This window comes from Bacillus sp. RC240, assembly GCF_044907945.1.
Lineage (GTDB): Bacteria > Bacillota > Bacilli > Bacillales > Bacillaceae_G > Bacillus_A > Bacillus_A mycoides.
The window spans coordinates 1458957-1471307 of record NZ_JBIYCT010000001.1; the positions used below are offsets into that span (position 1 = coordinate 1458957).

At 34.3% G+C, this 12351-nt stretch carries 6 protein-coding genes and 2 other annotated features (1 of these 8 cut by a window edge); all 6 genes read right to left on the reverse strand.

Annotation, left to right across the window (positions count from 1 at the left end; translation table 11 throughout):
• Positions 1 to 44: 44 nt before the first annotated feature.
• Positions 45 to 3146, reverse strand: a complete 3102-nt coding sequence (gene ileS / locus ABH955_RS07470; RefSeq protein ID WP_404455045.1) for an isoleucine--tRNA ligase — start codon at positions 3144 to 3146, stop codon at positions 45 to 47.
• A gap of 55 nt (positions 3147 to 3201) precedes the next feature.
• Positions 3202 to 3440 (reverse strand) — a binding site (T-box leader).
• A 98-nt stretch (positions 3441 to 3538) separates the two neighbouring features.
• Entirely contained in the window at positions 3539 to 7741 is a 4203-nt protein-coding gene (locus tag ABH955_RS07475) for a tetratricopeptide repeat protein (RefSeq protein ID WP_404455042.1), read from the reverse strand.
• A 367-nt stretch (positions 7742 to 8108) separates the two neighbouring features.
• On the reverse strand, positions 8109 to 8903 hold the full coding sequence (locus ABH955_RS07480; protein ID WP_404491017.1) for an endonuclease/exonuclease/phosphatase family protein: 795 nt from the start codon (positions 8901 to 8903) through the stop codon (positions 8109 to 8111).
• Positions 8897 to 9781 (reverse strand): class I SAM-dependent methyltransferase, encoded by an 885-nt coding sequence (locus ABH955_RS07485; protein ID WP_002127168.1) that lies wholly within the window; start codon positions 9779 to 9781, stop codon positions 8897 to 8899. Before ABH955_RS07485 ends, ABH955_RS07480 begins: the two co-directional genes overlap by 7 nt.
• Positions 9782 to 10126: 345 nt before the next feature.
• Positions 10127 to 10468, reverse strand: coding sequence for a DUF2085 domain-containing protein (locus ABH955_RS07490; protein WP_002127167.1), 342 nt, complete (start codon positions 10466 to 10468; stop codon positions 10127 to 10129).
• Between the two features lie 134 nt (positions 10469 to 10602).
• Positions 10603 to 12291, reverse strand: a complete 1689-nt coding sequence (argS, locus tag ABH955_RS07495) for an arginine--tRNA ligase (RefSeq protein ID WP_003188971.1) — start codon at positions 12289 to 12291, stop codon at positions 10603 to 10605.
• Between the two features lie 45 nt (positions 12292 to 12336).
• Positions 12337 to 12351, reverse strand: a binding site (T-box leader); it runs 200 nt beyond the window's last position.

Here is a 12351-nt window from a genome sequence, read left to right on the forward strand (position 1 = left end):
CATACAAAAAAGGAAGTTGGAATGATTCCAACTTCCTTTTTTCTTTAATTAGCCGCGTTTAATTTAATTCGGATCTTTGTCTCACCTAAAGAAAGTTCATCGTCCTCATTCGTTAAGTGACCAAATGTAAATTGCTTGACGAGTAAGTTTTCTTCTAATAAATCTTTATGATTCGTTAACGTTTGCTGTAGTTCTTCTTCTGTATCAAGAATTACATCCACTCGTAAATTAACTGGTAAATTCAACTGCTTACGATATTCTTGAACTGCACGAATAAATTCACGTGCTACTCCTTCTTGTAACAATTCTTCCGTTACATTCGTATCTAACATTACCGTATATTGACCGTTAGTCGTATTTGAAAATCCTGATTTCGCAACTTTTTCTACTAATACATCTTCAGCTGTTACAACTACTTCTTCTCCTGGTGCTACTTCGTAAACTGCTCTTTCTGTAGATGCAAAGTGTTGTACTTCTTCTTTTGATAATTGTTTTAGCCAACCATTTACTGCATTCACACTTTTACCAAACTTCGGCCCAGCCGTTTTAAAATTCAGCTTTAATTGATAGGACGTGTATTTCGTTTCATCGAGTTCAACATGGAACGCTTTTACATTTAGCTCATCCATGATGATATCACGATAAGATTCCCAATCCATATCATTTTCATTATGCGCTAGTAATACAAGTTCTGCTAACGGCTGTTTTACTTTTAATGAATGTTGATTACGATTACTTCTTCCAAGTTCAACAACTTGTAAAACAGCATCCATTTCTGCTTCTAACTCAGGCTGGATAAGTGATTCGTTTACAACCGGATAATCTGCTAAATGAACGCTGCTTCCTTCTAAATTCAGATGAATATCCTCAGCTACAAACGGTGTAAATGGTGCGATTAATTTACTAATTGTTACAAGCACTTCATGAAGCGTTTCATACGCAGCTGCTTTTTCAGGATTCATACCAGATTCCCAGAAACGATTACGTGATCGTCTTACGTACCAGTTACTCACTTCATCTACAAGCGCCGCGATTTCACGAGCTGCATTCGTAAATTGATAATCATCAAGTGCTGTTCTCACTTTTTTCGTTGTGCTATGCAATCTTGATAATACCCATTCATCTAATTTCGTACGTTTAACTTCATACTTTTCTTTCGGATTATACTCATCTAAATTTGCATATAAAACGTAGAAGCTATATACATTGACTAACGTATCTACAAATTTAGATTTTGCTTCCAGTACTGTTCTTTCAGAAAAACGCTTTGCATTCCACGGAGCACTGTCAACAAGTAGAGCCCATCTTAAAGCATCTGCACCAAACTGATTTACTAAATCAACTGGATCTAGTGCATTTCCTTTACTTTTAGACATTTTCTGTCCTTCCTCGTCTAGAACATGCCCTAGTGATAACACTCGTTTATAAGGTACTTTTCCTGTATATAGTGCGGATACTGCTAATAAACTATAAAACCAGCCGCGTGTTTGATCAATTCCCTCTGCAATTACATCTGCTGGAAACTGTTCTTCAAATAACTCTTTATTTTCAAATGGATAATGATATTGTGCAAACGGCATGGAACCACTATCAAACCAAACATCGATTACTTCTGGTGTACGATTCATTGTACTTCCGCATTTTTCGCAGCAAACTTGCACTTCATCTACATACGGCTTATGCAATTCTAAATCTTCAGGTGTTTCTTTCGTACTATGCTTTCTTAATTCGGCAATGCTTTTCGGTGCGAATTGATGATCGCAGCTTTCACATTCCCATACGTTTAACGGTGTTCCCCAATATCTATTCCGGCTAATATTCCAGTCCACCATGTTTTCTAAAAACTTACCAAACCGTCCATGCTTCATATGGTCTGGATACCACTTAACAGAATCATTATTTCGTAAAAATATTTCTTTAATCTCAGTTGTTCGGATTAACCAGCTTTCTCCTGCATAATAAAGTAATGGTGAATCACAGCGCCAGCAATGCGGATAGCTATGTTCATATTTTTCTTTATGATATAGCAAACCTTCTTTAGCTAAATAACGAACGATATCAACGTCACATTCTTTTACAAACTTACCTTTAAGAAATGGTACTGCATCCGTATACTCACCTTTCTCATCTACAACATGTAAGAACGACAATCCTTCACTTTGAACGACTCTATAATCGTCCTCCCCATATGCTGGAGCGATATGAACGAGTCCTGTACCACTATCTGCAGTTACAAAATCTGCTGCAATTACGTGGTACCCATTTGTAACTTCCTTCATCGGAAACGGTGCTGTATAAGATGTGTTTACTAATTCTTCGCCTTTATGAACGGATAATACTTCATAGTTTTCTTTTAGTACTTCTTGTACACGCTCTTTCGCAACAATGTATACATACCCTTCTTGTTTCGCTTTAACGTATTCCATATTTGGATGTACAGCAAGTGCAACATTCGCTGGAAGTGTCCACGGCGTTGTCGTCCATCCAAGGAAATATTCATTTTCACTATTTTTCACTTTAAACTTAACTGTCGCGCTTAAATCTTTCACTGTTTTATATCCTTGTGCAACTTCATGTGAACTAAGAGATGTTTGACAGCTTGGGCAGTACGGTGAAACTCTATGCCCTTTATATAACAAGCCTTTTTCATGAATCGTCCCTAAAATATTCCATACACTTTCGATATATGGATTCTCTAGAGTAACATACGGATCATCCATATCTACCCAATATCCAATACTCTCCGTAAATTCACGCCACTGCTTCTCATATGTGAATACACTCTCTTTACACTTTTGAATAAATGGTTCAATGCCGTACTCTTCGATTTCATGTTTACCTGAAATACCAAGTTGCTTTTCAACACCTAATTCTACAGGTAATCCATGTGTATCCCATCCGGCTTTTCTTAACACTTTATATCCAGCCATCGTTTTATATCTTGCTACTAAATCTTTAATTGCCCGACCAAGTGCATGGCCGACGTGTGGTAAACCGTTCGCCGTTGGTGGTCCTTCATAAAACACAAACGATTGTGCGCCTTCTCTATTCTGAATTGATTGCTCGAAAATACTTTGTTCATTCCACTGCTTACGAATACGTTTTTCTCTCTCTACAGCTGACTCTTTTACATCTACTTTTTTCATGTACAATCACTCCTTTGAATGTTTTAAAAAGCACACAAAAAACCCGTCCCTATGAAGTAGGGACGGGTTTACCCGCGTTACCACCCTAATTCTATTAGCTTTTCACTAATAGCACTTAGCAACGTACTAACATACGCGTTCTTTGTAACGGTAGACATCCGTCCGAGCTTACTTTATTCAGCCACGGCTCCTCGGAGATGATTTTCAAATAACGTCTGCACACCGACTTTCAGCAATACACCGGCTCTCTGGAGAACAGCTCACTATTTTACTCTTTCTCGTCTTCAGATTTGTATACTTTATTAAAAGTTATTTTATGCCATTAAACAATTAATTGTCAACTAATTCGGAATATATTTTTATTTATACCCTTTTTCTCTATTCTTATACAATTACTTTTCAAATTCTCGCAATCCTGCTAAATCTTCATCTTCCTCTGCAAGTTCAGCGAAAAATCCTGTTTCATCTTCACGAAGCACAATTTCAAGTTCATCTCTTGCCTCTTCATTTCTGTTTAATGATGTTAAATAACAAGCATGATCGTATCTTGCTAGCAAGTCAGTAGCATCAATTGCTAATATTTCACTTGTTATTTTTTCTGCCTTTGTCGTTTGCCCAGCTCTATGATACGAAGATGCTAAAGCAAGAAGAATTGCTGTTTCATTTGGATGATGTACAGAAGCGTCTTCTAATAACTGAATCGAGTCCTCAATTCTCTCTTGACTTTGATATATTTCTGCTAAAGCAAGGAATCCTCTACTTACAAATGGCGTTTTCTCAATTAATTGCAAGTGAATTTTTTCGGCTTTTCTTTCTTCGCCTAGCTTACATAATACATTCGCTTGTAGAAGAAGTGTATCATAATCATCCGGTAGCTCGCGAACCATTTGTTTCGTTAATTCAAAAGCATCTCGTAACATATCTTCTTCTTCACACTCAATGAAAAGATTTACAAGTTGCTTCGCTACATCATAATCCCACTTATTTTCTAACGATGTTTGTAAAACCTCTATAGCTTCTTTATTCATCGCCGCATTCTCATAAAATATTGCGAAACGCTGCGCTGCCATACTATTTTTCGAATTTAACTTTAAGGAGATTTCAAATAAATCGATAACAACTGTAATCATTGAAATTTCCTTCGCACGATTTTTCATGCGATAAAATGCTCTTGTAAATATAGATTTTTTCGGTTGCTCATTTTGCTGTCTTTCTACTAATCTTTCGGCAACCGCAGTAGCTGCATACATAAACGCTGTACTTCTTTCTGCTTTTTTCACCTTTAGCGTATGAAGTACGTCTCGTATCTGGGATAATTTTTTATGTTGTTCCATTGCTTTTACGTACACACCAAAAATACGTTCACTTTCCAAATCTTTATGCATTACTTTCAGCGCAACTTCGATTGCTTCTGCACTCTGCTTTTTAACTAGCAATTTCGCATAATGATATAGTACTTCCACATGCGCTTCATCTATTTTCATTGCGCATTCGATATATTCTTTTTCTTTATCTATGTCATTCATCGCGCCAAACACGTATGCAATCGCATCTAAACGCCATGTTTCAGGAACTTCTTCCTCCAATTTTTCTAGTTCAACTAGCAATTCTTCCTGAAGATTCATTTCTACTGAAAGCTGCGCTAAATATTCCATATTTATATGCATTGGTTCTTCTTTCATCGCCTGGACCATATGCTTTTGTTCTTTGGAACGATTCTCTTCTTTTTCGTATATTTCAGCAAGCTGCAAATGTACACCTAAGAAGTTCTTATCCCTTTCTAAACATGTTTCATACGCATGCTTTGCTTCTTGAAATTGCCCTAACGCCATGAATGTTTCACCGATACGGAAATACGGCAATGAATCTTGTTTTTTCTTAAGTGCATCATTATACCGTTTTATCGCCTGATCATACTGTCCAATAGATTCATATAAAACACCTGCGTAACAACCGTATTCAATTACATCCTCTTTTTCTTTTTCTAACGTTCTTAAAAATGCTATGCCTCGTTGCACAAAAGCTGTGTCTTTTATTCGATTTACATACTCATCCAACACGCTCGCTATATTAGCGTATACGCTTCGTATACCGTTCTCTAATTTAGAAAGTGCAAGTTTTAACTCTTTTTCATCCTCACCTAATGCCATTTCAGCATCCCATAACACCATACCAGCATTCATAAGGAAATCTTGATTGTCTTCAAATTGCTTATTAATACTGACAATATAGTTTTTTGCATCCTTATATTGTTCCTTTGCCATATAAACTTGAATTAAACCGAAATGAGAATATACATCTTCATTATTTTCTTCTAAAGAACGCTTATATATAGTTTCCGCTTCTTCAAGTTCATCATTTTGAAAATGAAAATCTCCTAAACGAACATATAAAGACGCCTGATCTTCACAATTTTGAATTCCTTGTAATAGAATTTCCTTCGTATTTTTCTCATCATCCAAATCCGATTCATAGATTTCCGAAAGCTTCGTATATAAATAGGCTGCTGTTTTATCTAATTGAATCGCCACTTTAAGTCCTTTTACCGCCAAATACACTTTCCCTAAATACTGAGCACATCTTGCACGTTCATACCATATGTGCGCTTCATATTTATATTCTTTTAATAAATCATTAAAGAATCCATATGCTTCTTCATATCGTTCTAAATCTATTAAAATTAAACCGTGATTTACAAGCGTAAACCTTTCTGGACTACGTTCTATAGCTGTTAGAGAATACTCTAGCCCCTTTTCGGATTGATCCATATACATGTATGATAATGCTAAGAAACTCCACGCAACTGGTTGATCTGCATCCAATTGTAATGATGAACGAAAACTAGCAATCGATTCTGCATAATTATCTTGCTCAAAAGAATAACGTCCATTTATAAAATGATACAACGCTTGATTGCTTTTCTTCTCCACACTTTGAAGCATCTGTCCTGCTTTTTCCATATCCTGCAGACGAATAAAACACTGTGCACTATGCAATTTCACAAAGTCAGAGCTCGGAAACTTTTTCATTAATTTTTCTATACAAAACTGAATAAAATCTTTATCTACTTCAGCATCTAAATGTTTAATCGTATATAACCAAGTGTTTGGGTTTTCACTTGTTTCTTTTAAAAATAGTACTAACTTTTCAATTCCCTCTTTATCTTGCTCACCTAAATGATCTGTAAGAGAAAAGATTGTTTTATAATAAGTGTGTTCTTTCTCATTTAAAAATGAAAGTTGTTCCATTCTATCTTTTGGTATAAACGTAATAGCTAAACAATCTGTATAACGATATTTTTCTTGCAACTTATCATATTCCACAAGAATCGGTTCCAAGAAATTCGGATCTTGAATATAAAAAGCTTGCAGTACATCGTCATAACCAGAAAGCACTTGTACATGGGAAGCGTGCTCAATATCTATACTTAATAAAACGGGAATACCTTGATTGAGTAATCTCTTATAATTTTCCTCATTCCCTTGAAAATAACGATATTCGTAACCTTGCTCTTCTATATATGTAACTGTATCTGAAAACTTAGAACCTGTTACATCAAAAATATGTTGTGCAATTTCATCTTGCGTACGTTTTTCTCCCCATACCCCTAACATCATTTCCAAACTTGTCGGAACGCAATAGTTATCCTTTTGTACAACCGGAACTATCGGTAAACGAACCTTTTTTCCATCAGGATTTTTTTCTATATGATGATATAGAGAATTTTTTAAACTCTTTTCACTTTTCAATAGTGCTTGCAAATCGTGAATATTATTCATTTTATAAAATGCTTCTGCACGTAAATGTATAAAATAAGTTGTATATGCATGATGCGGAAGCATATGATTGATTTTATCTATTACCGCTAACATTTCTTCATAGCGCTCTAAATCTAATAAATATTTTACTTTTTCAAAATAGAAATATGGTACTTGAGGGAACTTTGCAATCGCATCATTAATGAGTTGTAACGCTCGCTGCTGTTCACCTTTATATGCATATAATTGCGCCAATAAGTACGTAGCTAACTCTTCACAATCTTTATGCTGCTGACCGGATAAAAGTTGTTCCTCTGCCTTCTCCCACTCACCAGTCTGTATAAATAAGTAACCCCATTTATCAAAAACTGCACGTGTACTATACTTTTCCGCCTTTTGCATATAGGCATAGGCCTCTTCATTTCGCTTCATATCTAACAAACATCTAACTAACGTAAAATATGCTTTCGTTAAAACATCCGCATCAGTTTCTTCTTCATTTACCTTTTCCAAAGAATCTTTTAATAATTGTTCAGCATCAAGAATTTTACGTTCATCAATTAATTCATCACAATATAAAGAGAGCGTTCTCATATTTGAGAATTTTTTATAAGTATAACGAATTAAAAAGGAGCTATATTGATGCATCAAACCTTCATCAGCAAGACGAATTAATGTATCAAACTCCTTGGGTGACGAGACGTTAGAAAGCCAATTCTTCACGTATGATAACTTATTCGTTTCTTTTATATGCGCAATTTCATTATTTATCTCATGTAATCCATCTAGGAATCTCTTTTCTTTCAAACAAATCTCTAATTGCTTAAAATCTAGCATGCATTCACCTCAAATTATTATTTATACTGCCATTTGCAAGCAGTATTCTAACCTACTTGCTTAGATTTTACACATCATATAGTATGCATTCAACTAAAACCTCATATAATGAACGATATTATTTAATATTATTCAAGTTTATAACTAAATATCTTAAAAACGATACTTTTTCTCGTTATTTTGTTTAATTTGATGAAATAACATATATTATTCGAAGATGGGTTTTATCTTCTTTTTTGAGGCTTCATTCAGTGGATGAAATTATATTAACGATTTCCTAAATATCTATTGTAACTTACAATAGATCAACGATTTGATAAGATATATCGATTTACCTAAAAAAATGACAATCATCCTATCTTTTATTTCACTTATCAAATTTTAAATCTATAAAAACACCGTAATGATCACTTGGAAATACGTGTGATGAAGTTAATGCTAAATCTCCAAATACAGATACATTTTCTATATTTAGAGATTCAAACGAATCCTTCTCTTGTATCAAAATCCAATCATATCGTTCTTCTTGCTTTTCATCCCCTATTAAATTTGTATTCTTTCCATAATCTAAAGTTGGCTGAGCAAGAATGTTATCTTGATTTTCTTTAAGCTGAGTCACGTCTATCCATTGATTACTTATTAAGTATTGATGCACCCCTGAATGTGGTTCATCATTAAAATCACCACATAATAATTCGTAGCCACTACCTCTGTTTTTAATCCAATTATTCACCGTATCCAATTGCTCTTTTCTTACCTTACTAGATTTCCAATTTAAATGAACATTCGTTATCCCGAGCTTATACTCTTTATATTTTAACATAATTCGAATGGCACAATAATTCGATTCCTCTATATCTGTTTCCCAAATAGCTTCTTCAGCTAAAATAGGAACTTTACTTAAAAAAGCTAAGCCTTCATCTGGAGAATCTGGATACTCTTTAAATACACAGACCGGATATCCAGATTGATCCGCTATATACTGCGCAACATTTTTCTTCAATTCATACTTAGCACAACTTCCCACTTCCTGTAGAGCAAGAATATGCTGGGAAATATTGCGAACCTCCTCACAAATGGCTTCTAATCTCTCAAACCAAAAACTCTCGTGATTCCATATATTGAAAGTAGCAATTCGAATTACATCACTACAATTTAACATTTTATTTCACCAAATGTAATTTTCATATTCGGAGCATAAACTAAAGATGCATGTATATGAAACACTTCAAAAAATCGTAGTTCTGCTTCATATTGAGCGAGCGCTTCAGCAAATGTTAATCCCCGACTCATTAAACGTTCTATAAATTGCTGTTTATCACCCGGATTGCCTGCAATCCCCTCTTCTTTTAGAGAATTATATAATCCTTGCTTATCATTTTGATTTAAATTAGAATCTAAAAAATTCACTTTATCACTTACTCTACATTCAATATTTTTAACACCCAATTCACTTAAATACATAGGTATTTTCATACCGATATTTCCATCTTTACCGTTTCTCTGTGTATCTCTTTCAAATAATCTCTGCAAAACACCTAGCTGGATAATTTCCGATTGATTCTCTCCATCTAATACGTATGAAGACATATTTGACATCCAATGTGGTTCAAAACAGATTATTTTACCACCTTGTTTAATTGAATGTATCATCTTCTCTAGCATCGTTTTTGGGGAACTCATATGTAATAAGAAAGCATGACTGACAGCTATATCATATTTATTTTTCAATTCAATTTCTGTCGCATCCCCCTCAATAAATTCTGTTTCATATGGGAGTGCACGAAACAACTCTCTCGCTTCAGCTATTAATGTTTCTCCCCTATCAATCCCTGTATACTTTGATCCAATTGGAAGTAAAGGCAACAAAATTAAACCTAAATAACCATATCCACAACCATAATCAACAATATGTATAGGATCAGTAATCTTCCAAACTGAATTGACTAAAAAACTTAAATAATCATCGTTATAATATAAATCTCTCGTATTTCTTAAATATGCTAGCTTACTATTCCAATCATACTCTTCCAGGTCCAACACCTCCTTTTATATACAAAACTAAAGTTCTCCATTTAATAGTCACATTCCTACACTTCTAATAAAAAAAGCTAGTATACCTTAAACGATACACTAACTTTCCCACTCACATAATTTAACAATTACAATCAGTATAATCAGTACAAGCTAATGTACTGCAATCACAGTTTCTATGTTCGTCATTTCTTTTTAGGTGAAAATAGAGTAACACAATAAATATTGTACAAATAACAAAAGCAATTACTGCTTCTATATTTCTTTCATGAATGAGAAAACTAATCCCGCTTCCTCCTGAAATAAGAATTAGAACTGAGTAAATTCAAAACATGTAAAGTTCTCCTTCCATTAATATATGCTTTTAGATGTTATCCATATAATGCTAGAGGCAATAAATAGCCCCATACCATTACCGCTTAATAAACCGGTCGTTACTCTTAGTAAATTTGTGCTGCTTCTCCATTTCCATTTTTGGGTGAATCCATCAATAAGTAACGGAATTTGAGCGGAAAATGATAGTATTATTGCAAGTAGAAACGAAGGTGTCATATAAAAATAAATTGGAAACATTAAAATACCGATAAGCATGCCTGTACAACGCGCACATAAAGGTATGTATTTTTGTAGTTTAAGGAAACTTCTTTCCGATCTTCTATGACAAGGAATTTGTAAAATAAAAGTTCGAATCAATATGAATCACCCTCTCTAAATAGATTTTAATTGATTTTGCAAAAAAATTATATATCCAATAAAAAAACAAACCAGGTTCATACTAGACCCGGTTTGTCAGTTTATTACTAAGTTCATAATAATTCTTTTCATATTTACATCTCCTCAGGTGCCCCTACCCCAAGTAAACGTAATCCCTCTTTTAATACAACCGTCACAGCGTAAGCTAATGCGAGTCTACTCTCTTTCTCTTCGTTCTCTTCTAATATACGAACATTTCCATAATATTTATTGAACGCTTGTGCTACATCTAATACGTATTTTGAAATAGTAGATGGCTCATTTTTGTTGAAGGCCGCTTCAATTACTTGCGGGAATTTATTAAGTAATTTTACGACACTCCAGCTATAATCATCTTTTAATGCAAACGTACAAGTTTCAAATTCTACACTTTCTTTTCTTAAAATTGAACAAGCACGCGCATGTGTGTACTGTACATATGGTCCTGTTTCTCCTTCAAATTTCAACATATTTTCTAATGAGAATTCGATATTATGCATACGCTCATTTTTTAAATCGTGGAAGATAACCGCTCCAACACCGACTTGTTTTGCCACGTCTTCTTTTTGTTTTAAATTCGGATTTTTCTCTTCAATATTTTGTTCCGCAAGCGCAACAGCTTCTTCTAACACTTCTTCTAATAAAATAATTCTGCCCTTACGTGTCGACATTTTCTTACCATCTTTTAATATGAACCCGAACGGTACATGTTCCATTCCATCAACCCAAGTATAGCCTAGCTTTTTTAATACAGTGAAAAATTGATTAAAATGTAAACTTTGTTCTGGTCCAACTACATAAAGTGCTTTATCAAATCCATATGTGTTTTGGCGATATAAAGCCGCCGTTAAATCACGTGTTGCGTAAATAGTTGCACCATCTGATTTTCTAATTAAGCATGGCGGCATACCTTCTTTTTCTAAATTAACGACTAATGCGCCTTCTGATTCTTCAAGTAAATCGTGCTCTTCTAAAATCCCAATAAAGTCTTCCATTTTATCGTTATAGAAAGCTTCTCCTTGAAAGTTTGTAAATTCCACACCGAGAAGTTCATAAATACGAGAAAATTCTTTTAAAGACTCATAACGGAACCAATTCCAAAGTTCGACTGCTTCTTCATTTCCTTCTTCTAGTTTTTTAAACCATGATCGTCCTTCTTCTTCTAGTTCTTTGTTCTCTTTTGCTTCTTCATGAAACTGAACATATAACTTAAATAACTCACGTATCGGATCCTCTTTAACTAACTCTTCATTTCCCCATTTTTTATATGCGGTAATTAACTTTCCAAACTGCGTGCCCCAATCGCCAATATAATTGATTCCGACAACTTCATACCCACATTTTTCGGCGATATGTTTCAGCGAATTACCAATCATTGTAGAACGTAAATGCCCCATTGAAAAAGGTTTCGCGATATTAGGAGAGGAATAATCGATAACTACCGTTTTTTCACATCCAAAGTGATTTTGACCGTACTCTTCTTTCTCCGCTAAAATTATTTTTAATACTTCATCACTTACTGTTTCACGATTAAAAAATACATTTACATAAGGACCAACAGCCTCTACTTTCGTAAAGAACGGATCATTTAATTTCTCCGCCAATTCCTTCGCTATAATAGCTGGTGATTTTTTATATTGCTTCGCTAGTGAAAAGCATGGGAACGCTGCATCTCCGAATTCATCTTGTTTTGGTGTTTCGATTAAATCTAAAATTTGATTTTGTGTTAATTCATTCGTAAAAATATTCGATAAACTTTTCGCAAACTGCGTTTTATAATTCATACTATAACCTCCTTATTTTTTAAAACACAAAAAACTCGTCTCTAAAAAAGAGACGAGTTT

Excerpts from the sequence above, each read along its gene's own strand:
- ABH955_RS07480 (WP_404491017.1), bottom strand. The coding sequence starts at position 8,903 with ATGTTAAATTGTAGTGATGTAATTCGAATTGCTACTTTCAATATATGG.
- ABH955_RS07475 (WP_404455042.1), bottom strand. The coding sequence starts at position 7,741 with ATGCTAGATTTTAAGCAATTAGAGATTTGTTTGAAAGAAAAGAGATTC.
- ileS (WP_404455045.1), bottom strand. The coding sequence starts at position 3,146 with ATGAAAAAAGTAGATGTAAAAGAGTCAGCTGTAGAGAGAGAAAAACGT.
- argS (WP_003188971.1), bottom strand. The coding sequence starts at position 12,291 with ATGAATTATAAAACGCAGTTTGCGAAAAGTTTATCGAATATTTTTACG.